The sequence below is a fragment of the Neobacillus sp. NPDC097160 genome (assembly GCF_044762155.1).
Classification (GTDB): domain Bacteria; phylum Bacillota; class Bacilli; order Bacillales; family Cytobacillaceae; genus Neobacillus.
The window spans coordinates 422,210-446,051 of record NZ_JBIWDU010000001.1; the positions used below are offsets into that span (position 1 = coordinate 422,210).

Here is a 23,842-nt window from a genome sequence, read left to right on the forward strand (position 1 = left end):
AATGGTGCCTGACAGCATCGGTGCCTGACACCAATAACACTATAAAGTGCAGTGCAAACTCGAAAATGGTGTCAGGCGCCATTTTGAAATTTATGGGAATCGAGGCTGATTTGGCTTTGGTTCTTTTTTTATTTTGTTGTGTGATAAAGGGCTATTGGCGATCGAAAAGGCAAAAGACCAGAGAGTTCGGTCACCAATAAGAGCTATTTGCCCCCAATCACCAGAGGCTAGTTAATCTAAATTTTTTCCACATTTACCCGTCCTGAAAAAAAGGTGGCCCCGCCTCCCATATCGGCAATGCGATCGGGGGTCAAAGAGTTTATTAGGTTTCTATTTCCTTTTGAAGCTTCTGCAGAGCTGTCTGCAGCGTCCGCCCAGAGTCCTTGTGTCACGACCACTCCCGGAAGGACATTTTCCCCCACCGCAACTTGCAGCTCACACTCCCCACGCTGGTTCCATACTCGCACCATATCACCATCCTCAATTCCAGCTGCACGGGCATCCAACCGATTCATATGCAATCGCAATTTCTTTTCCAGCTCAACGTGCTTTCTAATGTTGGAGAAAGTAGAATTTAAGAAATTATGATTCGGGCCTGGTACAAACTGATAGAAGTGGTCTCCATCGTTCACGAGCGGAATATAGGTGGGCAGCGGCGGGTATCCATTCTGCTTCATTCGCTCAGAATATAACTCTATTTTTCCACTTGGGGTCGGGAGTGTCCCGGGGAACAACGGCTTTACCTTGGCTTTCAAATAGTCCTGCGCGACTAAAGCCTCGAAGTCAATCCCCTCTAAAAAAGGATTCCGCGGGTTATCAAGCGCGCCGGCAATCATTTCTGCTTCTGTTTCAGTGAAGGCTGCCTCGTCGCCGAATCCCATTTCTTTCGCTAGCAAACGAAAGACGTCAACATTTGATTTAGACTCCCCGTATGGTGCGATGACTGGCCGCTGAATCTGCATGTAGTGATGCCAGTACGAGGTGTATAAATCCGTGTTTTCAAATGACGATGTTGATGGAAGAACAATATCCGCGTACTTGGCCGTTTCGGTTAAAAATAAGTCATGGACCACTACGAATAAATCTTCGCGCTCCAAGCCATTTCTAACTTTATTGCTAGAAGGAGCAACCAACGCCGGATTTGATCCATACACAAACAGCGATTTTACAGGCTGGTCTACCGTTACTAACGCCTCGCCCAGTAAATTCATGTTAATGACGCGGGTATGTTTATTTTTCAAAAGGTCCGGCCGTTGCAAGCTATCAGTGTTGGGTGCAAGATAGGCAGAATTTCCTTTGATGGCCCCGCCGCCCTTTACTAGCCATTGTCCGGTTAGGGCAGGAAGGCATGCGACCGTGCGGACGAACATGCCGCCGTTGTCGTGATGCTGCGGCCCATTGCCGATGCGAATAAAGGAAGGTGACATTTCTCCATACATCCTGGCCAGCTTGTAAATGTCTTCGACCGGTACACCGGTGATTTCGGAAACAGTGACAGGGTCGTATTGAACGACATGGTCGCGCAGCGTTTCGTGACCAACAGCATATTTTTGCAAAAATTGTTGATTAACCATATTTTCAGTAAACAATATGTGCATCAACCCAAGTGCGAGGGCACTATCCGTCCCTGGTAAAATCGGAATAAACCAATCTGCCATTCTGCCAGTTTGATTTTTATGAACATCGATGACGACGATTTTGGCACCGTTCTGCTTGCGGGCCTTTTGCGCCAGGGCTACTTGGTGCATGTTCGTACTGGCAGCATTGATACCCCAAAAAATGAACAATTTGGCGTGAATGGTATCCTCGGGGTCAATTCCGAAGCTGCCGCCCATCGTATATTGGTACCCAGCCGATCCAGCCGACGAACAAATGGTTCGATCCAGCCGTGAGGCACCCAAGCGATTCCAAAAACGGCGGTCCATTCCTTCGGCACTGAGCCGGCCCATGTTGCCATAAAAGCTGTAGGGTAGAATGCTTTCCGGTCCATCCGTTTCGATGAGTTCCTTCCAGCGAGAAGTAATTGTAAGGAGCGCTTCCTCCCAGCTAATTCGTTCAAACTGACCCTGACCTTTGCGCCCTATTCGTTTGAGCGGGTATTTCAAGCGTTTTTCATCATATATCCGTTCTGTCAAATTGCGAACCTTGTTGCATATATGGCCTTTTGTTACCAGATGCTCGGGGTCACCCTCAACCTTTACAATTTTTTCGTCCTCCTTATGTAGAAGCAATCCACACTGATCTGGACAATCAAGCGGGCAAACAGCACGAAACACACCATCCCGCTCCTGAATAAAAGCTGCCATAGCAAATCCCCTCTCCACGATAAAAGCATCATCATAGTACTACCTGACTGTCCGCCACGAATGGACAGTGTCTTTTTATGGTGTCAGGCACCATTTGTTAAGGGACCATTTGTTATAGATTGATATTTTTAAATATTGCTACTATCATAACATTATTTTGGGTGTCAGGCACCACAAAGGCACCACGGTTTTTCACACACTTTTCACATGTTTATGCCATGGTTGTGCCGCACTGTTCGTTTATACTGGGGAGGAAAGGAGTAATGGACGATGGAAAAGGGTTCACACCGGGTGAAGAAGAGAAGGTGTTTCAGCGATTTTACAGCGGGGATGCCGGGGGCTCGGGAATCGGCCTTGCGATAACAAAGGCGATTGTGGAAGGAAACGGCGGCGAATTACGGCGTTTAATGGTAAGTTGGGAGGCGCGGTGTTTACATTGCGCATTCCGCTTTAACGGGTGAAATTTTGGATACTCATGGGAAATCCCTGTTAAACAAAAGTAAGAATCTTCCTGTAACCAAAGAAAAGTTCCTGACAACAAAACAAAACCCCCATTCACATTTAAGTGAAATGGGGGTCTTCTCGTAAGATAAGAAGTATAAATTTCGACTTTGAGAAATGTCTAGCTTCAGCGCCCTAGCGGCTAGTGTCCTTCGCTCTCCGCCCTACGATAAGTCAACATCGAATCGCCTCCGGCTCTTCGTGTTTCCTTTATCTCAGTTGGAGCCCTCCAGGCCATACGCCGCTGACCAGGGCGCTTCCGCTTTTCTGTCCGTCACAGGTGGACGGTGTCCATTTATGGTGCCTGGTACCCTTCCTTAGTTGCCGAAGAATTTCTTTAATCCGCTCAGTAGCCCGTTGCAGATCTTGCTTTGGTAGCTGTCGTTTATCAGGTTTGCTCTTTCATTATTATTGGAGATGAAGCCAATTTCTACTAAAACAGCCGGTGCTTGGTTTCCTCTGATTACCCTGAAGCTTTCATCCTTAATGCCTCTACTCACGGCTCCAGTCGATTTGATAATTTCATCTTGAAGGAACGTGGCGAGCTGTTTACTTTCCGCCGGCATCACACCATCCACAGAATTATGATAGGTTTCAATTCCTTGCGCACTGGCGCTTCCTGCTGAATTCACATGAATACTGATAAAAGCATCCGGTTTGATAGAATTTGAGAATATCACTCTATTATCCAATGAAACAAAAACATCAGTGCTTCTGGTCAAATAAACAGTGGCTCCTTCGTTTTCAAGAGCCTTTGCAAACTTGAGGGCGACCTGCAGGTTGATATTTTTTTCAAAAATACCACCGGCCCCAGCCCCGCTGTCATACCCGCCATGTCCAGGATCTAGGATAATCGTTTTCCCTTGAATATCCTTTGTAACCCAAGCACCGTTTGAATCTAAGAAATATTCTTGGCCGTTTACGGTGATCCAGCCAGTCTTCATGACGCCATTTCCGTCAAGATAATACCATTTATTATTGACGTATTTCCAGCCTGTTGCCATACTTCCGGATTTGTCAAAGTAATACCATTCTCCATTAAGCTTCGCCCAGCCGGTAACCATGGCCCCGCTGGAATTTAGAAAATACGTCTGTTTGTTTAGTGTTAACCAGCCTGTTTGCATTTCACCCTGATCGTTTAAATAGTACCAGGTCCCGCCGGCCAACTGCCAGTTCGTCTTCATTGAAAAATCACTGCCAAAATAATACCAGATGTTATTGGATTTCAACCAACCTTGCTGCAGCTGTCCCGTTTGAGTGGCATAATAATTTTTCGAATCGATGGTGAATGAGCCCCCAGTAAACAACCCCCCATCCTGATTAAAATAATATCCTTTGCCATTTACTACAGATATTCCAGTTGCCATAGCGCCGTTTTGGTCAAAGTAATATTTTTTCCCCTGAACTTCATACCAGCCTGTTTGCATGGTCCCATCTTGGTTTAAGTAATAGCTTTTTCCGTTTGAAATCAGCCATCCCGTTTGAACAATGCCTTCATTATTGGAAAAATACCACTTTTCTCCGACTTTTCCCCAGCCATAGCATAAGGCCCCATCAGTTTTAAAAAGATATTTTTTTCCTGAAATCTCGATTACGCCTTTTGCAGCGGCCCCATCACGATTAAAATAATAAGTTTGTCCGTCTTTCTTCAGCCACTGGTCGGCTTGCATGACTCCTGTTTGATCAAAGGAATATAATGTTGAACCAGTGTTCAGGAACCCTATGCTTCTTTCGCCGCTAGTATTAAAATAGTACCAGTTGGAGTCAAGATTAAGCCAGCCTGTTTTCATTGACCCGTCATTTTCCATGTAGTACCACTTGCCGCTGCTGTCCAGCCAGCCTGTTTTCATAGCACCGTCGGATTGCATGTAGTACCACTTGCCGCTGCTGTCCAGCCAGCCTGTTTTCATTGCACCATTGGATTGCAGGTAGTACCACTTACCGCTGCTGTACAGCCAACCGGTTTTCATTGTGCCATCAGCTTCCATGTAATACCACTTATCTCCGGTTTTCACCCAACCCGTCTGCATAACTCCTTTTGCATCCATGTAATACCATTTGCTTCCTATGTATACCCAACCGGTGGCAACTGTTTGGTTTTGGTAAAAATACCATTTCCCGTTTTCTTGCGTCCAGCCCGAATTGCCTGCATAAGAATGAGTCCCCCCCAATCCTAAGCCTAGCACCAACAATGCAAAAAATGACAAAAATAATAGTTTTCTTTTCAAAGCTTATGTCCCTTTCTTGTCTCGTTCTTGTATTTCTCCAGATTGGGTACAACCCCAAAATAAAGTCTGACATTCTATTAACTTTTCACGCCCCTTTATTATTTTTTAAAAAAATGCGGGTATATCCCCTAGGTGAATCATGAAATTATTAATTTTATATTAAACTCTATTTTTGGGAATGTGAAGTAAAAATCGACAGTCTTCTTCCTAAGATGGTAAAAAAACGCAAATTATGACCACCATACACGAGCTCCATCGTGTCGAAGAGAGGTTTATAAAAAAATATAATCACCATACCCCCAATTCTTCCCATTCTCATATGATATACAATGAAAATATACGGGGAGGTTTGCTCTATGTATCCTTTTACAAATTACCGCGATGCCTTGAATCGGCAAGCCAATACATTGGTTCAAGATCTTGAAAAGGCAATAAATGGGGAATATAGCGCCATTGAATGTTATGCTAGGCTGGCTAATTTGGCGCCGCATCAGAAGGCACGGGAGCAAATCCTGGAGATACGCGAGGATGAAATTAAACATTATCAGCAGTTTGTTCAGGTTTATCGGGGGTTAACGGGAATGCCTCCACAGCCAAAGATTATTGAGGGCTGTCCAAGCGTTTATGTAAAGGGGTTGGAGTTTGCCCTCGAGGATGAGCAAAAAACAGTGGATTTTTACATGGAGATAGCAGATGCCGCGAAGGATCCGTTCATTATAGAAGTATTCAGAAGGGCAGCGGCGGACGAACAAAATCACGCTGTTTGGTTTCTGTATTATTTTTCAAAGGCGAAGTGACTGATAAGAAAAATGCCCCGGGAATAAACTTTCACCGGGGAATTTCTGTTTGCTGGGTTGTGTTAAGGGGGGGAATTAGTCCCCGCCGCCTCCGTCTGAATCTCCGCCCCTAGTGGAATTGTCGTAGTCATTGGCTGAATCATTGTAACGGTCATGATAATCATAATCATTGCTGTGTGATCTCTGTTTCTCCTTGTTGTTTAAACTCGGGAAAATTATGAAGGCCACTATGATTAATAAGGTACCAAAGAACTCCTGTGTGACGAAAATAAGATAAATTCCGTACCCAAGAAGGAGAACACCAACCAATCTTTGAATCATTCTTACACTTTTCAGAGACATTCCCCCTTAATAAAAAGTAAGAAATGATGAGACTTTATTAATAATTATTAGGCCAAAAGACTTTTTATACGTTCCTGACGCATTTTGAGCTTGGTCGACTTTCCGGACAAAAAGGTTCCTCCACAATCACCCCAAATCGCAAACCGCCTAATGCCAAGAACTAGCCTTTGAACACTTTGTTACATATTCAAAAATCGCTTACCCATGTGGGAAATATTTGTATAATAGAAATGAAGGGAATGGTGCCTGTCACCAATAATACCATTTCCATCGTAATAATATTTTAATAGGAGTGATTGATTTGGCTCGGAGGGCTCGTTTATGGTTTGAAGGTGCGAAGTATCATGTGACCAGCAGAGGAATTAGAAAGAGTCTGCTGTTTTTTGAGGATGAAGATTATAAGAAGTATCTGGCTTACATAGAAGAAACAAGGGAACGTTACCCCTTTAATCTCTACTCTTACTGTTTAATGTCCAATCATACCCATCTCCAGTTCAAAACGCTCGAAACCCCACTCAGTATCATCATGAAACACCTCAATACAAAATACGCTAAATATTTTAATCAAAAGTACGATTTTTCGGGCCATGTTTTCGACAAGCGCTATGGTGCCGAGCTCATCAACTCTGTTGAATATGAGATTGATGTCAGCAAATATATTCATCTAAACCCGGTGGAAGCCGGGATGGTGACGGCGCCCGAGGAATATCCTTGGAGCAGCTATCGTGCCTATCTCTACGGCGAATGAGATGGTGAAGCAAACCCTCATATTGACCCCAAACCAATCCTTTCTTATTTTCCAGACCCGGAACCCCATTTTTATCAGCAATACATGCATTCCTTAGTAACGGACAAGTTCTTTTGGGAGGATGGAAAAATCATCAAACGTGAAGGGGAGTGGTTTCCATGTGGGCACGAGTAACGAGTATCGGTTTAAAGGGGATGGAAGGCTACCGGGTGAATGTGGAAGTAGCGACATATGTGGGGAATGATTCGTTTAAAATTGTCGGGCTGCCCGATGCTGCGGTAAAGGAGTCGAAGGAGAGGATTATTGCAGCACTCAGTTCGCTGGGTTACGTCCTATCAGGTAACAAAATTATCATTAATCTTTCGCCGGCCGATCAAAAGAAAATCGGGCCAATGTTTGATTTCCCGATGGCGATTGGCTTGCTGCTGAGTTTGCATGAGTTAGAGGAAATGATTCCTAAAGATACCGGTTTTCTAGGTGCGCTATCCTTGGATGGTTCAGTCCAGCCAGTTGAGGGACTGCTGCCTGCCGTGCTTGCGGCAAAACGTCTGGGAATTCAGCGACTTTACATCCCTTTAGATGATCATCTTCCGGTTCTTGATATCGAGGGGTTGGAAATCATCTATGTTTCTTCCTTAAAAGATGTTATCGGTCATCTCGCGGGGCAATGGGTTCCTCCATTTTTTAAAAAGGTGGAAGAAGAGAGCGACTGTGAAAATAATAGATATCTAGATTTTCAGCAAATCATCGGTCATGCCGGTGAGAAACATGCACTTGAGGTAGCGGCCGCCGGGGAACATCATGTCCTGATGACGGGACCTCCCGGTTGTGGAAAAAGCTTATTGGCTGAGAGCTTTCCGTCCATCTTGCCGCCATTATCCAAAGAAGCGCAGCTTGAGGTCCTCAGCTTGTATCAATTAAGCCGGAACTCTTATACACAGAGCCAGCTGCCTCCTTACCGTAGCCCGCATCATTCCGCCTCAGGGGTTGCCATTATCGGCGGCGGTCAATATCCTAAGCCAGGCGAAATATCGCTGGCCCATCGAGGTGTTTTATTTTTAGATGAAATCGGAGAATTTTCAAGGAAAACATTAGACATGTTGCGGCAGCCGCTTGAGAATGGTTTGATCACGATTAGCCGCACTCACGCCACCATTGCCTATCCTGCTTCTTTTCTATTAATTGCGGTGATGAACCCATGCCCTTGTGGATATGCCGGCTCGAATGCTCATTATTGTACATGCTCACCTAAGCAAATTCTCACCTATCAAAATAGACTCTCGGGTCCGCTAAGAGATCGGTTTGATATTAATCTCGCATTAAGACCTGTCGATTTTAATGCCGCCTCGATGACGCAGGCGGGAGAGCAGTCAAGCTTCGTGCGTGAGCGAGTAAAGGAAGCAAGGGAAAGGCAATACGACCGTTATGGAGAAGAGATTTGTAATAACCGCGTCCCGTATGAAGTCCTTTTGAGGGATCGGCCATTAACTGATTCACAGCAATCCACTTTACAGCAGCTGGCGTTTAAGAAAAATTGGAGCAACCGCACCCAAATCAAAATCATCCGCCTCGCCCGCACCATCTCAGACCTCCAAGCAAGCCCCGCCATCACCGACCAAAGCATAAGCGAGGCAATCAAGTTGAATACAGTGTAAAGGGTGTCAGGCACCATTCGTAGACTCTGTCCACGTGGGGTGGACAATCAGTTCTTTCATGTTTTCAGCCTTTCCTTGATATTTTCAGAATGTGCTAGAAAAATAACTGCGATTATGGCGAGTGCAATTACACAGGTTACCCCATTATATGTCTTGAAAAATAGAAAAATTGGAATGACGAGGAACGCTCCTAACCCCGCGAAGGTAAAGCTTTTGGTAAAGGGATAGAGGGCGAAAAATCCCACCAGAATTACGGGGATAAGCAGCGGCTCAAAACAAATCATCCCGCCAATAAAGGTCGAAATCCCTTTCCCGCCCTTGAACTTCAATGCAACTGGTTTAATATGGCCAAGAATCGCCATCCCTAGTCCAAGCAGCTGCATATACTCAGGAAAATGAAGATAGCGGGCGATGAGAATGACGCTCACACCTTTTAATGCATCTCCAAGAAAGATGATAACGAACGCTTTCTTTCCATGAAGACGACCGGCATTGCGAGCCCCAACATTCCCGCTTCCATGAAGGCGAATATCATTGTGATACAGGGCTTTTGTAACCAGATACCCAAACATGATATTGCCAATTAAATAGGAAAGAACAACATACAACCACATCACTTGATTCACCGCCTAGGAAGAAGTCGAAATTATTATTGGTTCCTCTCAGAATGTTTGTCGAAATTTTTACCAACATAGTCATAAATTTACTTTTCATGCTTACTTCCATTTTGAGGTGAAATGAATATCATTTCAATGGGTATTTTCCCGGAAGTCGAGAAACGAATTAAAAATGATAAAACATGATGTAGATGACTTTTTAAATAAACAATAACAAGCTAAGTGCCATGACTGCCATGCCGCCAATCAGCCCATAAATCGATAAATGCGCCTCATCATATCTTTTGGCAGCTGGCAGTAATTCATCAAGTGAGATAAACACCATAATCCCCGCAACGGCAGCAAATATGATGCCAAACATGATGTCATTCAGAAATGGCATTAAGAAAAGGTAGGCGACTAATGCGCCAATTGGTTCTGACAAACCTGACAAGAAAGAAAGCTTAAAGGCTCGCTTCTTATCACCTGTGGCAAAATAAACAGGGACGGAAACGGCAATCCCTTCAGGAATATTGTGGATGGCAATCGCTACGGCAATGGCAATGCCAAGCGCCGGGTCTTGAAGTGCCGAGGTGAAGGTTGCAATCCCCTCTGGAAAGTTATGAATGCCAATGGCAAGCGCCGTAAAGGTCCCCATTTTTAATAAATCCGGCTGACTGCCCTTACCTTCTGGGCCGGGAACATTCATGTCCTCCACCGTTTTCAGCTCGTGGGGGTTGCTTTGTTTGGGAATAAATTTGTCAATGCTGGCGATCAAAAGCATGCCGCCAAAAAAACCGCCAACGGTTAACCAGTTTCCAGGGCCAATTCCCAAGGCGTCCACAAGTGCTATTTTTGCTTTTACAAAGATTTCAATCATGGATACATAAATCATGACCCCGGCGGAAAACCCAAGGGTTACCGATAAAAATTTTGTGTTGGTGTGCGAGGTGAAAAACGCCAGAACACTGCCAATTCCAGTAGCAAGGCCTGCGAATAATGTTAATCCAAATGCTAATAACAGATTTTCAGTCACCTTCGTTTCACTCCTTTACGGAAGTTTCACTATATCTCATAGGCTTTTTAGGTTTAGTTATCTTTATATGCGCAAACTCAGAAATGTTTCCGATGAGAAACAATTTGCCCATCAATCATCATACCAATAAAAAGACAAATAGAAAACTGACTGAACAAGCCGCCTTTTGACGAATGTTCAGTCAGTTGATTCCGTACTTATTTATTCAGAGGGGGGATGGAGAAAACCCCCGATATGGACGTTTCCATTTATTGGATTTCCAATTGTTTCTTAAGTTCGGTTTGAATTCGCTGCTTTTCCTCTGGTGAAACAAGGCCATAGTAAACTTTATTAATCATGGTGCCTGTTTCATTTATTTCCATTTGCTGAATATTTTTTCCGGCCTCCCGGTAATTTTTTTGGATATCCATCATCTGATCAAAGGTCAGATTTGTTTTGATATTTTTCCCAATGGCAGTGAAAATATCGGAAAAATTTGTTAGGCTTGATAAACTCACGCCCTCATTTATTACCGCTTGAATGACTTGACGCTGTCTTGATTGGCGGCCAAAATCGCCCCGAGGGTCTTCATAGCGCATTCTTGAAAAACTAAGCGCCTGCTCCCCATTTAAAGTTATCTCACCCTTTGCAAAATGATAATCATTTTCGGTGAAATCCAAATCGTTCTGGACAGTTACCCCGCCTACGGCATCAACAATATCACTAAAACCTTCCATGTTAATCTGCATATAATAGTCGATTGGAATATCAAGAAAATTTTCAACTGTATCCATTGACATTGCTATCCCGCCGAAAGCATAAGCATGATTGATTTTATCCTCTTTACCCTTGCCAATAATTTCGGTGCGGGTATCACGAGGGATGCTAAGCATTTTTACGGAATTATTATTTGGATTGACTGTTAAAACAATAATTGTGTCAGAGCGCCCCTTATCACCCTCCCGCTCATCCACACCCAACATTAAAACAGAAAATGGATCTTTTTCTTTAAAAACCACAGGTGTCTACCGTTTGGCAGATATTTCTCTTTCAAGCGGCTGGTGCATCGTTACAACGGCATTTTTTAAGGATTTGTAAACAGTATAGCTATAAACTCCAATTCCAATAACCATAAGCAAAAGTATAATTCCAGTAACCTTTAACCATTTTCTACCTTTTCGATTGGCGGACTTCATCGGCAAAACCCCCATAATGATCAAATTAAGACAAGTTGTCAGGCACTGCTCGTGGATACTTTGTGTGTTTGTCCACTTTGGGCGGACGCTCTAGGTAGGTATGTATGCTTCTATTGCTGGCAAGGTTCTTGATGGTAGTTGTGATGGTGTGTAAGAGGAGGTGAGACTCATGATAGTTTTATATATGTAATGTACTATCCATTTTATCACCCAAAGTAAGAAAATCCCAATCTTCTTTGGATAATATTTTATAAGATTTGTAGCGGGCACAGAAAATAGGCACAAAAATAACAGGAATACAGCGTAAAACTGTATCCCTAGTGTCAATAGTGGTAAGGGTGTCAGGCACCATTTCCACTATCGTCGTCTTTTTTTTGTTTTTTCTGGTGTTCTTGGAGGGCGAGGAGGATGTCTTGGACGTCGATTTTGCCGTCTTTGTTTAGGTCGGCCAGGGTGTTTTCTGGCGCTGGCGGCGGCACTGGTGCTGGAGCAGGTCCAGCGGCCACTGCTACTGCCGGACTTTTCGGTCTAAAAGCAAAGGTAAATACGAGCAGCACAAGGATGAGCAATCCTGATACACCATCGACGATATAGAAGATGGTCGTATAATCGGACCAAAGCGTCTTACTACGGCTCATCTTCTTCTCGGAATTGGCGATATATTGTTTGATCTCGGAATGATTTGGATAGATGCGCTGAACCGCTTCAAATTTGTCCAAAGCGTGCTTATAGTAACCGCCCCAATACAATTCCAGGCCTTCCTTGTATAGTTTATCTGTCTCGCTTTTCGTATTTCTGACACCAGCCTGATTCACAAATTCTTTTACTGTATTCACTGGCACGGAAAAATTAAAGCCTTGAACCTCTTGGCCATTCACCGTATCGCCTCTAAAGGTCAGTAATCCAATAATCTGGCCCTTTTCATTAATAACAGGTCCGCCGCTGTTCCCGTGCGTAGCGGCTGCGTTAATTTGAATGACCGGACTTCCTTGTTCCGTCTTTTTTGATGTAGCCGAAATTTGACCGGCATTCATCGAGGAAATCAGGGATGAATCAGGTGACAATAGATCAGAATCTGCTGCAGCCGGGTACCCGCTTACCCAAATGTTGTCCTGACTTTGGATGTCATCCGAATTTCCAAGCGGTAAGGTAGGCAGGTTCTTCCCTTCAATTTTTAGAACGGAGACATCTTTTCCTTCATTAATAGGGGCACCGTAGCTTTTAACCTCGCCATCAAGAACATCCCCTCCTGGTAAAATAACTTTCAATACTTTTTGAATCCCAGTGTATTGGGTGTACGTAAGCATGTACTGGTACGCGGTTTCATAGTCTACTTTAAAATAATCTGCCATAATGCCAACAAGTTGTTCAAAAGCCGCATTGGCAATGTCCTCATCTTTCATTTGGGTTGCTTCAACAACATGTGCATTTGTAACGATATAGCCATCAGAGCTAATAATCGCACCGGACCCAGAACCTCCAACAACTGATTGATAGCTTAGTTGATTTAATACTGCCATAACTTCGGGGTCATCAGGGTTGTTAAACTGCCATTGGACAATCGCATAATCAACGATCCGGACGACCGCCGGCTTTGTATATTCTGCTAGTTTCTGTGCTTGGGCTATTTTCCCTTCTGCTGGTTTGATATTAATGAGGAAGAAGGAGGCAACAATCACTGCAATAAGCAGCAAACTGAAAGGTATAGTAAACAGGGCCCTTTTCTTCAAAATCAAATTCACCTCTCGGATTGATATTTACAATTCACTCTGCAATATATTCCGTGGTGGGTGAAAGGCAATTTGTACATAGTGAATTTTTAGATAAAATCAGTGTGGGATATAGAAATATGAACTTTTTGTGACGGGCAAGGAAGGTTCTTGTTTTTTTAATCGGAAGTTGTATAATGAAAGTAAATAAGAACTAATGTTCGCATCGTAAGAAAGACAATATGGAAAACATTCAAATTTAAGGAGTGTTAACATTGTTAATCGATGAAGAACGCGCAAATAGGCTTCATAAATCAATATTAATAGAAGAAATATCATCACATAACATGAAGCTGAAAAAAACAGAATTGTTTGCTTTATTTCTTGAAAAAATTGATGGGAACGACCTTTTGCAACTGGGGATTATAAAGAAATATCCTGCCATTTTTGCGTTGCATCCGTCAGATTTAGAAGAATTATTAGGGATCACAAAATCAGAACGGATCCGCTGGACAAAGGAGGCTAACTTGCCTGTCGAGCACTACGAATCTTTTAGAAAATGGGGTCAAACATTAGAGTATCCTATGTATAATTACTATGAAGCAATCCAGATAGTACATAAGGGCTTAATTGAAAAATGGCGAAAAGCACATAATGAAAAAGTGGCCAAAAATCGAAAAGCTTCAGCAAGGATTGCTGTCAAAACGAGAAAACAAAATCGATTGCTGGTCAAATCATTTTATGAAGATGAATGGAAAACCTTGCTAAAGCAATGGTATAAGGAAGATCAGGTCACAGGTGCCACACTTCAGCTGGCATTTTGGACCATGTGGGTCAATCGCTTTGCCAAAGAAATGCAATTAAAGGAAAGAAGGGCTGTTAAAAAGGCCGTTGAATATCGGGAAAAGAAGGAACTTTTTTATCAATTGAAGGAAGAAGCGCTCAACGCCCTAATGAACTCCCCTCTTAGTAAGCTTCAGTTTTATCGTCCGGAAAGTCCAGACAAGATTTCTGACCTTCAATTTTGTGAACATCATTATAACTTGTGGGTTTTGGCTAGGAAATATGATTATATTAGCAAATGGGAGTATTTTAGCTTGAATGAAAAGGAAATTAGAAAATGCCCAAGCTGCACCTTTAGTACAAAAAATGATTACTATTCTTTATTCTATCTTTCTATTTGCAGTGGAGAATTTAAGTTTAGTTTCCATACTCCATATCCTATTGGCAAAGAAAAGTTCCCAGACCCCACAAGCTTGGAGAGAGTTGTCCATGAAGAACAAGAGGGACTATTCAGGTTCGGAAGAGGATTATTTGATGAGGAAAAAATCATTTTTACCGAGATGAACATATTGAATTTTTTTAAAGAATCACTGGAAAAATACAATATCACTTTACATCAACAATATGTTTTATCATAAGTATAGGAGAATATAAAAAGCCCATCTCCGAGGGAGCGGGCTCGACTTCACTTCGTTTTCTATTTGAATGGGTAGGCTATTTTCTATCATAATTAGCTTTTTATCGTTCTTGGCCTGCCACAGTTTCTTCTACGGTTGCAGTCTTTCCATCTTGTTTCTGCACAGGAGCTTCACCGGTTGTAGTCTTTCCGTCTTGTTCCTGCACAGGAGCTTCACCGGTTGTTATCTTTCCGTATTGCTCCTGTATAGGATCTTCTACGACTGGCGTTTTCCCGACATCGTCATTGCCTTTGTCTACATCATCCGAAGGTTTAGGTTTTTCCAAAAGTAGAGCACCGTTAGTGTCAAAGGTATATTCTTTGCCATCTATCGTCTGTTTCCCTGTAACCATGGTTCCTTCAGTATCGAGGTAGTAAGACCTCCCTTGTTCTTGAATCCAGCCAACTGCCATTTCACCATTGGGCTTAAGGAAATACCATTTGTCTTCATCCTTTAGCCAGCCTGTTTTCATCGCACCATCTTTTGCTAAGAAGTACCGTTTAGCGTCAATTTCCACCCAATCGGTTAGCATAGCGCCATCGCCATTGAGGTAATACCACTTATTATTAACTTTTGTCCATCCGGTTAGCATAGCGCCATCACCATTGAGGTAATACCACTTATTATTAACCTTTACCCAACCGGTTTGCATAACGCCATCGCTATTGAGGTAATACCACTTATTATTAACCTTTACCCAACCGGTTTGCATAACGCCATCGCCATTGAGGTAATACCACTTATTATTAACCTTTATCCATCCGATTTGCATAACACCATCGCCATTGAGGTTATACCATTCTCCAGCAATTTTCACCCAGCCAATCTGCATGGCTCCAGAAGCATCTAAATAGTACCATTTGCTATCAACCTTCACCCAACCGGTCTTTATGACACCATCGGCATCAAGATAATACCATTTGCCTTGATCCTGAATCCAGCCTGTTTGTTTGCTGGTATTTTTATAAAAAGTCCATTGACTGCTCTTTTTTACCCAGCCTATATTGTTACCTTGGCAACGTTTAATAAAATTTTCCCATTTAGGTAATAAATTTTTGGGGCAGTTCTTACCCGTCCAATGTTTATGAGGAACAATATGTTCACTCGATATGGTAAATCGGCTCATTAAATATTGGACGACTTCGACTGTATTGGAAACGGTCTGGTCATAATTGCCGTCTGCATTCACACACATTTCGATATGAATCGATGTTCGATTGCCTGGACCATTTCGCCCATCTCCTGCAGCCCATGCCACTTCATCAAACGGGATCGATTGAATAATTGCGTGGTCATCGACCGTTACGTGCCAGGATGCAGTGCGGTCATTCCCGCGTTCCTGTAATCGTGCATGTGCCTCTGCGTTCGCCCCCCTGCTTGTATTATCGGTTTCATGGATGGTAATGTATTTGGGCACCAATGTTAGTCCGGGACGGGTGCTAGTGTTTGAAGCAGGAATGAGTCTTTGAATAATATTCATGGCTTTTCCTCTCCTTTATTTATTATTTATGCAAAAAAGAGGCAAATGGTCAGGGCGTAGGCTTGTTTTAGAACTTTTTACACACATTCTTTAAAATTGGTTCCATGATGCTGAATGCCACTACCTGTTTCCTTACTGCCATTAAAGGTGTTCTTTTTATATATAGAAGTGGCGAACCCTGTATTGCTTTTCCCTTCATCTGAAATTTGGTATCATGTTAGTGGGTTTACATTGCTAAAAATTACATAAGTTGCTCGTGGATGGAAATAGTGAGGTAATACGGGTAATAATTTTTTCATTATTCAACGGAATAGTATAATGACTAGAACTTGGAGGTCCTTATGGAGAATCAAATAAAGGTAATGACAGTTTTTGGAACTAGACCGGAAGCGATTAAAATGGCTCCACTGGTAAAAGAATTAGAAAAATATCCAGATCAAATTAAATCAATTGTCACGGTAACAGCACAACACCGCGAAATGCTCGATCAGGTCTTGCACATTTTTGACATTACGCCTGATTATGACTTAAATATCATGAAAGCAAGACAATCATTAATTGATGTCACGACCCGCAGCTTAGAAGGACTTAATCAAGTCCTTGCCGATGTTAAGCCGGATATTGTGTTGGTTCATGGCGATACCTCGACAACCTTCGTGGCAAGCCTGGCTGCTTTTTATCATTCGATTCCGATTGGACATGTGGAGGCGGGTCTTCGGACACATAATAAATATTCGCCATACCCTGAGGAAATGAACCGCCAGTTGACAGGTGTCTTGGCTGATCTTCACTTTTCGCCAACAGTCCAATCAAAGCAGAACCTTTTGGTGGAAAATAAAAAAGAAGCCGCTATATTTATCACTGGAAATACCGCAATCGACGCATTAAAAACAACTGTGAAAGATAATTATTCGCATCCTGTATTAGAAAAGCTCGGAGATGACCGCTTAATTTTAATGACTGCACACCGTCGTGAAAATACGGGGAAGCCGATGGAAAACATGTTCCGGGCAATCCGCCGGGTGGTGGAAAAGCATGATGATGTCCAGGTGGTCTACCCTGTCCACATGAACCCTGTAGTCCGTGAAATAGCCAACCGGGTGCTTGGGGAAAATGACAGAATTCATCTTATTGAGCCATTAGATGTGATAGATTTCCACAACTTTGCTTCAAAAGCATATTTGATTTTAACTGATTCAGGCGGCGTTCAGGAAGAGGCGCCATCCTTAGGGGTTCCTGTGCTTGTCCTAAGGGACACAACCGAACGTCCGGAAGGAATTGAAGCGGGCACATTAAAATTGGCCGGAACAGATGAAGAAACGATCTTTGGTCTTGCTGATGAACTGTTGTCGGATAAGTCCGCACATGATCAAATGGCCAAGGCCTCAAACCCTTACGGAGACGGTCTGGCCTCCAAACGAATCGTCGAAGCCATCCTCTACCACTTCCAAAGCCGTAACGACCGACCAACAGACTTCGGCGAAAACTAAAATGGTGTCTACGTAAAATGTCAGGCACCATCCGTGGACACTGTCCATTTTAGGCGGACAATTTTTGCTTGGAATTGGTTTCTTTTCACATTTTATAGTGCCCCCTTGCCTTTTAGCAGACAAGGGGGCATTGGTTTGACTCATGTTTTGGGGAGTGTTTTGATGAGATTAAAAAGGATTCATCATATTGCTGTTATTTGTTCGGATTATCAAAAATCAAAGGATTTTTATGTACGGATTCTCGGGCTGAAACCAGTCCGCGAAGTTTACAGGGAGGAGAGGGACTCCCATAAGCTTGATTTGGAAGTGAATGGGCAATACCAAATTGAGTTATTTTCCTTTCCAAATCCGCCAGCACGCCCAAGCTATCCGGAAGCTACCGGATTAAGACATATTGCCTTCGAGGTGGATGATGTTGAAGAAGCAGTTCTTGAATTAGCAGGACATAATGTAGCTGTTGAAGCCATCCGTGAAAACCCCTTAACAAACAAGAAATTCACTTTTTTTACCGATCCGGACGGACTACCAATCGAACTGTACGAACGATAAAAAAATATGAAGAAAAACCAAAAAGCAGGTGATTAATTCGATTTCCTGCTTTTTCCAGACTATTACTAATATCTAGGGATGCCGTATTCAGTCGGAGACCATGTGCCATATCCAGTATTTGGATGTGATCCGGAAATATTCGGACTCATTCCAGGGTAACCTGCGGGGACGGCACCAGGGTACCCAAAGGCGCCTCCTGGTTTCCATGCTGCTGGTTTACTCCATGGTGATGGTGCTCAACAGGCATTCTAATAGGATAATACATAAAGCTCTCCTCTCTCCTCATTATTTCTATCTCCTCAGTAGCCTATGAAATACTTCATATAATTCTTGGGTAGAAGCCCACAATAAGCCTTCCTAAGGAAGTTAGGCGTAAACGGTGTCCATATGTGGTGGACACTGTCCACGAATGGTGCCTGACACCATAAACAACACCAAACACCAAATAACACCAAAACACTAAAAATACGTCTTAGGTCTTAGATTTCTTTCGGTTTGCGGTCTATGGCAGGCAGGAGTTTTTTCGTGTATTGTGGAAGTAGTAAATGGAAATAACTTTCTTTTGTAGAAGTTCTTTTGAAGAATGTGAAACATTCATTTACTTTCATTCGTATGAATATAAAGGATTATTAAGTCAGGAGTCGATTTATTATGAACCCGATTTTGTCATTACTGCTTCGCTCATTCGTGGCTGTCCCTATAACCGTGAGTACATGGCTGATTTGCTATTTTCCTATTGGACTCACCTTCTGGTCATCAACTGCTTTTGCGATTATTGGAGGGGTTCTTACCCACCTGATCCTCTCGCTGTTTATGAACACCAGCTATTTAAAAAAACATCAGCTATCACGGAAAGAATACCGCTATATTAAGAAAAATTTAGCCGAAGCAAAACAGAAAATCAGGCGCTTAAATAAAAGTATTTTCAAGATCCGGGATATTTCATCTGTCAAACAAAGAATTGATATCCATAGAATTACGAAAAAAATACACAAGATGACAATGAAAGAACCGAAACGTTTTTACAAGGCCGAGGAATTTTACTTTTCCCATCTAGATTCAGTTGTTGAGTTGACAGAAAAATATAGCTTTCTGTCCTCTCAACCGAAACAAAACATTGAGATAGGGCAATCCCTGATTGAAACACGAAGAACATTAAATGAACTCTCCAAGGTGTTGGAAGAGGATTTATATCATGTCATTTCGAATGACATCGATACATTAAACTTTGAAATTGATGTCGCTAAGCATTCTATCAAAAAGAAAAAAGATTCCAAATTTCCTGAAGAAAATAGGTGGCTAAAATGAGTGAAAACAACCCAATCGAACTTAATAAAACTGGAAATTTATTAGATGATATTCTGGCCGATCCGTTTGGCAATAAGAAGGAGTTGACCCAAAGTCAGGCCCCGCAAACGCAAACTGGTGAAGCCAAGCCGGTCAAATTAATTGATGTCATTCCCGAAGAAAACAGGGCAAAGGCGTACCAGCTTGCCGAACAAATTGATCCGACCAACCATCAAGCGATGATTTTATACGGAACCCAGGCCCAAGGAAAGTTGTTATCCTTCTCGCATGCGATGCTCGAGCATGTACAGAAAAAGGACGTCGGCGAAATCGGGGATATCATCAGTGATTTAATGAAAAGGCTTGATGAGGTTAATCCGGATGAACTAAAGGATGGGAAGCCATCCTTGTTTGCACGTATGTTTGGAAAAATTTCCGGATCGCTCCAAGAGGTGCTTTCCAAATATCAAAAAACAGGGGCGCAAATTGACCGGATCAGTGTGAAGCTCGACCGCAGCAAAAATGTTCTATTATCCGATATTAAATTGCTTGAACAGCTTTATGAAACGAATAAAGAATATTTTCATGCACTTAATATTTATATTGCTGCAGGTGAAATCAAGCTTGAAGAAATGCAAACCAAAACGATTCCTCAGTTGAAAAAAGCGGCTGAAGCCGCAAATGACCAAATGAAGTTTCAAGAGGTCAACGACATGCTTCAGTTTGCTGACCGTTTAGACAAGCGTGTGCATGATTTAAAATTAAGCCGTGAAATTACGATTCAAAGTGCACCGCAAATCCGGTTAATTCAAAACACGAACCAGGCATTGGTGGAAAAAATCCAATCATCCATTATGACGGCGATTCCATTATGGAAAAATCAAGTGGCGATCGCACTGACGCTTATTCGCCAGCGTCATGCGGTTGAGGCACAAAAGCAGGTATCGAAGACAACCAATGAGCTGTTATTGAAAAATGCCGAAATGCTGAAAACCAATACGATTGAAACGGCGAAAGAAAATGAGCGAGGCCTCGTCGATATTGAAACATTAAAGAAAACCCAGGAAAGCCTTATCACCACACTCGAAGAAACGATGCGTATTCAAGAAGAAGGTCGGCACAAGCGGCGCCTCGCCGAACAAGAACTTGCCAACATGGAAAACGACCTGCGATTAAAACTGCTAGAAATAAAAGGGAAATAAGAAAAGCGCAAGCGCCCTGGAGCTGGACAATTCTCAAAGTCGAATCTTTAATTTCTTATCTTTTAACAAAAACGGGGCTGCCCACACGCTGCAAATTACTAGCAGCAGGTGGGCCCCAGTTTTTCAGTCTACAAGCGCAAATGCTCCTATAAGTTGTGTCCATCCAGCGTGGACAGTGTCCACAAAGGGTGTCAGGCACCATTTCTCCTATCTGTCTATTAGTTATTAACTTGTGCGGTTTCTAGGTATTCTTCGAGGGTGATGCCGCGGCTCATGATTTCTTTGGCGATGGCTTTTCCGACATAGCGGAGGTGCCAGGGTTCGTATTGGTAGCCGGTTATGGTGTCTTTGCCTTTTGGATAGCGGATGATAAAGCCGTATTCAGAAGCATGTTCCTGGAGCCAGTCCGCCTCCAGCGTTCCTTCGAAGCAATCCTCGGCGGCACATTTTCCATTCCCGCCCGTTACATCAATCGCAAGTCCTGTTTCATGCTCGCTTGTGCCAGGAACGGCGCTATATGTTCGTGCTGCTTCGTACCCGTCAACATTAACGTAGTGATTGAACAAACTGGTTTGGGTATCACGGGAGCGGTATGCCGAAACACCTAGAAGACTAACACCATCTCGTTTGGCACCAGCAAATAATTTTTCGATCGCGGCAGCAGCTGCCACCCGCATTTTTCGTTTTTCTAATTTCTTTTCAAAGATGAAAGGGATGTCGGGATCAACCAAATCACTTGGATTGTAATTATCAGGCAGCATATTGTGCTTATTGACAAGTACAGGAATTACGTCAGGATTGGAAACAACCTGCATGTCTGTTCCGTTCTGAACACCGCTCCCATTATTGGCTGGATCAGGAGACTGATTATTGGCAGGGACAGGCGGAAAATTTGCCGTTTTTCCATCTTTTTGTGCCAAATGATTTTTCCACGAACAGCCCGTTATAAAAAGTGCAATCACAAGAAAACAAACAATAAGTAAACGTAATTTTGTCATACTAAACGTCCTTTTTTCAAAAATTCACTTCCCTAAACATCATGGACACTATCAAAGACTTTAAAACGTCCCAGGAAAAGAAAGCCCGCCCCTAAATATGTAGTAAAGTGACCTCGAATTTTTGAAAGGTGACAAAATATTCAAACATTTTGGGCCTAAAGGCACTTTAAATTTGTATGTAGATTGCTTATAATTTGTATAAACACATAAATCGTACGAAACGGCAAAACCATTGAAAAATGGTGACGCAAAACTAGAGGGGCTAATGTTTAACGACGATGCTTGCCAGTTACCGAACACGACTACTCCTGCGATTTATGTAAACCAACAATTGAGGAGGTTTTCATGTGTTGAAAATGTTTATTAGGGGTAAATATTATTATCATTTATTCCAGCACCGTCACAATGAATTGCTGCAGCAAGATTGTCTTGATGAAGGGCTAAGAATGAAGTTAAAGGTTAAAGCGACGTATCATAATAGCAAAGCGGTTGAAATGGGTATGAGAATCTAAACGCCTCAACCAATTTACACAAGAAGAAGCCTAGGGTCGTCTATCTGACCTAGGCTTCTTCTTGTGCAAAAGGGTGTTTTCGACATAATCTATGACCCGCCGTCGCACTTACAAAAAAAGTGCCGGGTGCTTGACCCGACACTTCCGTTAAAGATTTTAGTGTTAATGTGACATGACTTCGCTGCCATCATCGTGCCCATCTTTAGTAACTTTCAAAGCACCGACAGCACCTTTCGTCACGTGATTGAATTGGTGGGTAACAAACGGGTAGCTGCCTTCCTTCGTGACGGTAAATTCACCGACAGCTCCGCCGCTCGCTGGAAGCATGATTGTTTGCATTCCTTTCATATGGTTAAACGGATTGCCGTCAAGATAGACATCATCAAACATGGTGCCAACAACATGGAAGCTTGAAACTTCATTTGGACCGACGTTCATCACGTAGAATCTCACTTTGTCGCCGACTTTTGCAAGCAGCGGTTTGTCTACAAGCGCACCTACTGTACCGTTCGTATTGATATCACCATCTTTTAAAGCCTTGGCTGAGAAAACAACATATTTGGGTGTTCCATTTGTAAAATCTTCTAAATCGTTGTATTTGTACCACTCATTTTGAACGATGACATATTCACGGTCCACTTCAGAATCTGTTGGATAGCCACTCGTTGGTTTGACGATAATCGTGCCGTGCATCCCGTTGGCAATGTGTGACAGCACCGGTTTTGTACCGCAATGGTACATGAACACCCCTGGGTTGTCAGCCGGATAGCTGAATGTACCGGTGTGGTCTGGCATAACATTTGCAAAATCCTCAGACGGCGCGGCATGTACGGCACTGGAAGTCCATGCTGTGCGGGATAGCCGGATCGATATTTTTCAATGTAAAATTGATTTTATCGCCTTGGTTCACCACAATGACAGGCCCTGGGGCTTCACCATTGAAGGTCCAAGCTTTATACATATCACCTTTAGAAATTTCAATATCGGTGATTTGTGAGGTCATTTCGATGTTTACTTCATGCTCGCCGATTCGATTGATTTTTACTGGAGTTGGTTTTTGATTAACATGCTCATGGGGTCCGAAAACAGTTGAACCTGCGTTCTTGCTGGCTTCGGCCTTAACAGCCTTTTCATTTGAAAGATCCGCTTTACCACAAGCACTAAACACAATGACAGATGAAACAATAACAGCTGCAAACTTCACTATCTTACCCATTTAAAATCTCACCCATTACCCCTAATATTCGTTTAATGATTACGCTTTCATTGTAACTCCTGTAAAAAACTCCCTAGTGATTTATGTCACTAAGCATTAGCGGAATGGTGAACAATTTGTGAATTAGTGAGCAAAGTCATATTAACACCTTGTTAATACTAAATAATAGCTCCCAAAAATGGTCAATCTATATGGTAAAGGAGGGTGTTTTTTTGAATGATAAACGGGATGAAACAAGTGAAGGCTTGAATCAAATCATGGAGATTATTAACGCAAAAGGTGATGAAGGTGAACTTAAGGAGATTGTCGAAAAAGGAAGGACCACCCCAGATACAAAGGGGCGAGATAAGGAGTAAAAAAATGGACTTAGAATTCACTTCTAGGTCCTTATTTAGGAGTTATCCTCAGGGTAGGGAAATATTTGGGGATAAAATAGCCTATATTGTGGATATCTATTATAATAATGTGGATAAAAGCGTACGGAATGTGGATAGAAAGTTCTGTAAGTACTAAATGTGGATAAACGATAAAAGAATGTTGATAAACTTGTGAATA

General features: G+C 42.7%; 20 protein-coding genes, 2 pseudogenes and 1 riboswitch. Of the genes and pseudogenes, 11 read left to right on the forward strand and 11 right to left on the reverse strand.

Annotated features, from left to right (window positions below):
• Positions 1–236: 236 nt before the first annotated feature.
• The gene (locus ACIQXV_RS01785) at positions 237–2,306 is read right to left on the reverse strand and encodes a molybdopterin-dependent oxidoreductase (protein WP_402955125.1); all 2,070 of its coding nucleotides are present in this window, start codon (positions 2,304–2,306) and stop codon (positions 237–239) included.
• Positions 2,307–2,569: 263 nt separating this feature from the next.
• Between ACIQXV_RS01785 and ACIQXV_RS01790 the strand changes: the two genes are divergently transcribed.
• Positions 2,570–2,767 carry a sensor histidine kinase gene (locus ACIQXV_RS01790; RefSeq protein ID WP_402955128.1) on the forward strand — a complete coding sequence of 66 codons (198 nt, stop codon included), beginning with the start codon at positions 2,570–2,572 and terminating at the stop codon, positions 2,765–2,767.
• Positions 2,768–3,124: 357 nt separating this feature from the next.
• Here ACIQXV_RS01790 and ACIQXV_RS01795 read toward each other — a convergent pair whose 3' ends face one another.
• Positions 3,125–5,035 carry an N-acetylmuramoyl-L-alanine amidase gene (locus ACIQXV_RS01795; RefSeq protein WP_402955131.1) on the reverse strand — a complete coding sequence of 637 codons (1,911 nt, stop codon included), beginning with the start codon at positions 5,033–5,035 and terminating at the stop codon, positions 3,125–3,127.
• 356 nt (positions 5,036–5,391) lie between these two features.
• Here ACIQXV_RS01795 and ACIQXV_RS01800 point away from each other — a divergent pair, with 356 nt between their 5' ends.
• On the forward strand, positions 5,392–5,832 hold the full coding sequence (locus tag ACIQXV_RS01800; RefSeq protein WP_402955134.1) for a ferritin-like domain-containing protein: 441 nt from the start codon (positions 5,392–5,394) through the stop codon (positions 5,830–5,832).
• 75 nt (positions 5,833–5,907) lie between these two features.
• Here ACIQXV_RS01800 and ACIQXV_RS01805 read toward each other — a convergent pair whose 3' ends face one another.
• The gene (locus ACIQXV_RS01805; protein ID WP_402955137.1) at positions 5,908–6,174 is read right to left on the reverse strand and encodes a hypothetical protein; all 267 of its coding nucleotides are present in this window, start codon (positions 6,172–6,174) and stop codon (positions 5,908–5,910) included.
• Between the two features lie 301 nt (positions 6,175–6,475).
• Here ACIQXV_RS01805 and ACIQXV_RS01810 point away from each other — a divergent pair, with 301 nt between their 5' ends.
• A complete protein-coding gene (locus tag ACIQXV_RS01810) occupies positions 6,476–6,922 on the forward strand; it encodes a transposase (protein WP_402955139.1) in 447 nt (148 codons plus the stop codon).
• Positions 6,923–7,080: 158 nt separating this feature from the next.
• Positions 7,081–8,577, forward strand: a complete 1,497-nt coding sequence (locus ACIQXV_RS01815; protein ID WP_402955142.1) for a YifB family Mg chelatase-like AAA ATPase — start codon at positions 7,081–7,083, stop codon at positions 8,575–8,577.
• Positions 8,578–8,633: 56 nt separating this feature from the next.
• Here the strand turns inward: ACIQXV_RS01815 and ACIQXV_RS01820 are convergent, their stop codons facing one another.
• The 4 genes and pseudogenes from ACIQXV_RS01820 to ACIQXV_RS01835 form a co-directional block, all read right to left on the reverse strand.
• Positions 8,634–9,191, reverse strand: coding sequence for a glycerol-3-phosphate acyltransferase (locus ACIQXV_RS01820; protein WP_402955261.1), 558 nt, complete (start codon positions 9,189–9,191; stop codon positions 8,634–8,636).
• Positions 9,192–9,393: 202 nt separating this feature from the next.
• Complete coding sequence (gene zupT / locus ACIQXV_RS01825; protein ID WP_402955144.1) at positions 9,394–10,209, reverse strand: zinc transporter ZupT; 816 nt, start codon at positions 10,207–10,209, stop codon at positions 9,394–9,396.
• 248 nt (positions 10,210–10,457) lie between these two features.
• A pseudogene (gene tagU / locus ACIQXV_RS01830) lies at positions 10,458–11,399 on the reverse strand (polyisoprenyl-teichoic acid--peptidoglycan teichoic acid transferase TagU).
• A 326-nt stretch (positions 11,400–11,725) separates the two neighbouring features.
• Entirely contained in the window at positions 11,726–13,114 is a 1,389-nt protein-coding gene (locus ACIQXV_RS01835) for a S1C family serine protease (RefSeq protein ID WP_402955146.1), read from the reverse strand.
• 254 nt (positions 13,115–13,368) lie between these two features.
• Between ACIQXV_RS01835 and ACIQXV_RS01840 the strand changes: the two genes are divergently transcribed.
• Positions 13,369–14,514, forward strand: a complete 1,146-nt coding sequence (locus ACIQXV_RS01840; protein ID WP_402955148.1) for a hypothetical protein — start codon at positions 13,369–13,371, stop codon at positions 14,512–14,514.
• Between the two features lie 100 nt (positions 14,515–14,614).
• Here ACIQXV_RS01840 and ACIQXV_RS01845 read toward each other — a convergent pair whose 3' ends face one another.
• A complete protein-coding gene (locus ACIQXV_RS01845) occupies positions 14,615–16,033 on the reverse strand; it encodes an N-acetylmuramoyl-L-alanine amidase (RefSeq protein WP_402955150.1) in 1,419 nt (472 codons plus the stop codon).
• A 341-nt stretch (positions 16,034–16,374) separates the two neighbouring features.
• On the opposite strand from ACIQXV_RS01845, the gene wecB reads away from it, so the two are divergent.
• The gene (gene wecB / locus ACIQXV_RS01850; protein ID WP_402955152.1) at positions 16,375–17,523 is read left to right on the forward strand and encodes a non-hydrolyzing UDP-N-acetylglucosamine 2-epimerase; all 1,149 of its coding nucleotides are present in this window, start codon (positions 16,375–16,377) and stop codon (positions 17,521–17,523) included.
• A gap of 162 nt (positions 17,524–17,685) precedes the next feature.
• Complete coding sequence (gene gloA2 / locus ACIQXV_RS01855; RefSeq protein ID WP_402955154.1) at positions 17,686–18,072, forward strand: SMU1112c/YaeR family gloxylase I-like metalloprotein; 387 nt, start codon at positions 17,686–17,688, stop codon at positions 18,070–18,072.
• A 145-nt stretch (positions 18,073–18,217) separates the two neighbouring features.
• On the opposite strand, the gene ACIQXV_RS01860 is transcribed toward gloA2, so the two are convergent.
• Positions 18,218–18,358 carry a hypothetical protein gene (locus tag ACIQXV_RS01860; protein WP_402955156.1) on the reverse strand — a complete coding sequence of 47 codons (141 nt, stop codon included), beginning with the start codon at positions 18,356–18,358 and terminating at the stop codon, positions 18,218–18,220.
• Positions 18,359–18,723: 365 nt separating this feature from the next.
• Between ACIQXV_RS01860 and ACIQXV_RS01865 the strand changes: the two genes are divergently transcribed.
• Both ACIQXV_RS01865 and ACIQXV_RS01870 read left to right on the forward strand, forming a co-directional pair.
• The gene (locus ACIQXV_RS01865; protein WP_402955159.1) at positions 18,724–19,380 is read left to right on the forward strand and encodes a 5-bromo-4-chloroindolyl phosphate hydrolysis family protein; all 657 of its coding nucleotides are present in this window, start codon (positions 18,724–18,726) and stop codon (positions 19,378–19,380) included.
• Positions 19,377–20,561 (forward strand): toxic anion resistance protein, encoded by a 1,185-nt coding sequence (locus ACIQXV_RS01870; RefSeq protein ID WP_402955162.1) that lies wholly within the window; start codon positions 19,377–19,379, stop codon positions 20,559–20,561. Before ACIQXV_RS01865 ends, ACIQXV_RS01870 begins: the two co-directional genes overlap by 4 nt.
• Positions 20,562–20,779: 218 nt before the next feature.
• On the opposite strand, the gene ACIQXV_RS01875 is transcribed toward ACIQXV_RS01870, so the two are convergent.
• Positions 20,780–21,559, reverse strand: coding sequence for a M15 family metallopeptidase (locus ACIQXV_RS01875; protein WP_402955165.1), 780 nt, complete (start codon positions 21,557–21,559; stop codon positions 20,780–20,782).
• A 212-nt stretch (positions 21,560–21,771) separates the two neighbouring features.
• A riboswitch (cyclic di-GMP riboswitch) is annotated at positions 21,772–21,856 on the forward strand.
• Positions 21,857–21,906: 50 nt separating this feature from the next.
• On the opposite strand from ACIQXV_RS01875, the gene ACIQXV_RS01880 reads away from it, so the two are divergent.
• Positions 21,907–22,071 carry a hypothetical protein gene (locus tag ACIQXV_RS01880; RefSeq protein ID WP_402955168.1) on the forward strand — a complete coding sequence of 55 codons (165 nt, stop codon included), beginning with the start codon at positions 21,907–21,909 and terminating at the stop codon, positions 22,069–22,071.
• 162 nt (positions 22,072–22,233) lie between these two features.
• Here ACIQXV_RS01880 and ACIQXV_RS01885 read toward each other — a convergent pair.
• Positions 22,234–23,287: pseudogene (locus ACIQXV_RS01885) on the reverse strand (multicopper oxidase domain-containing protein).
• Between the two features lie 212 nt (positions 23,288–23,499).
• Between ACIQXV_RS01885 and ACIQXV_RS01890 the strand changes: the two are divergent.
• On the forward strand, positions 23,500–23,643 hold the full coding sequence (locus ACIQXV_RS01890; RefSeq protein ID WP_402955171.1) for a hypothetical protein: 144 nt from the start codon (positions 23,500–23,502) through the stop codon (positions 23,641–23,643).
• Positions 23,644–23,842 lie beyond the last annotated feature (199 nt).

Coding starts and splice junctions, on each gene's coding strand:
- ACIQXV_RS01845 (WP_402955150.1), bottom strand. CDS start 16,033: ATGAATATTATTCAAAGACTCATTCCTGCTTCAAACACTAGCACCCGT.
- wecB (WP_402955152.1), top strand. CDS start 16,375: ATGGAGAATCAAATAAAGGTAATGACAGTTTTTGGAACTAGACCGGAA.
- ACIQXV_RS01815 (WP_402955142.1), top strand. CDS start 7,081: ATGTGGGCACGAGTAACGAGTATCGGTTTAAAGGGGATGGAAGGCTAC.
- ACIQXV_RS01820 (WP_402955261.1), bottom strand. CDS start 9,191: ATGTGGTTGTATGTTGTTCTTTCCTATTTAATTGGCAATATCATGTTT.
- ACIQXV_RS01790 (WP_402955128.1), top strand. CDS start 2,570: ATGGACGATGGAAAAGGGTTCACACCGGGTGAAGAAGAGAAGGTGTTT.
- gloA2 (WP_402955154.1), top strand. CDS start 17,686: ATGAGATTAAAAAGGATTCATCATATTGCTGTTATTTGTTCGGATTAT.
- ACIQXV_RS01785 (WP_402955125.1), bottom strand. CDS start 2,306: ATGGCAGCTTTTATTCAGGAGCGGGATGGTGTGTTTCGTGCTGTTTGC.
- ACIQXV_RS01805 (WP_402955137.1), bottom strand. CDS start 6,174: ATGTCTCTGAAAAGTGTAAGAATGATTCAAAGATTGGTTGGTGTTCTC.
- ACIQXV_RS01870 (WP_402955162.1), top strand. CDS start 19,377: ATGAGTGAAAACAACCCAATCGAACTTAATAAAACTGGAAATTTATTA.
- ACIQXV_RS01860 (WP_402955156.1), bottom strand. CDS start 18,358: ATGAGGAGAGAGGAGAGCTTTATGTATTATCCTATTAGAATGCCTGTT.
- ACIQXV_RS01875 (WP_402955165.1), bottom strand. CDS start 21,559: ATGACAAAATTACGTTTACTTATTGTTTGTTTTCTTGTGATTGCACTT.
- ACIQXV_RS01865 (WP_402955159.1), top strand. CDS start 18,724: ATGAACCCGATTTTGTCATTACTGCTTCGCTCATTCGTGGCTGTCCCT.
- ACIQXV_RS01800 (WP_402955134.1), top strand. CDS start 5,392: ATGTATCCTTTTACAAATTACCGCGATGCCTTGAATCGGCAAGCCAAT.